Source organism: Microbacterium sp. ZXX196 (genome assembly GCF_009709595.1).
In the GTDB taxonomy this organism is placed as follows: Bacteria; Actinomycetota; Actinomycetes; order Actinomycetales; family Microbacteriaceae; genus Microbacterium; species Microbacterium excoecariae.
On the sequence record NZ_WMEE01000513.1, the window covers coordinates 1 to 236 of the forward strand.

Below are 236 nucleotides of genomic sequence, written 5' to 3' on the forward strand. Positions count from 1 at the left end.
CGAAAGATCGTGCGGTGCAGATGAATGCCACGGTGCGCAAGGTGGCGGCGGGCGCCGCCGAGACCACCCCGCTGGCCGTGGTCACGAACCTCGCGCGCACACTGCGATTGCTCAAGGACGCGGGGTTGTGGATCGTGGGCGCGGACGCCGAGGCGCCCAAACTCGCGCATGAAACCGACCTCGCCGGGCCGATCGCGCTGGTCATGGGCGCCGAAGGGGCGGGCCTCCGCCAGCTC

Annotated in this window: 1 protein-coding gene; it reads left to right on the forward strand. The window is 71.2% G+C overall.

Annotated elements, in window-relative coordinates:
* Positions 1 to 20 precede the first annotated feature (20 nt).
* The coding region (locus GJQ66_RS13835) for a TrmH family RNA methyltransferase (RefSeq protein ID WP_306461826.1) at positions 21 to 236 on the forward strand (216 nt) is incomplete at its 3' end.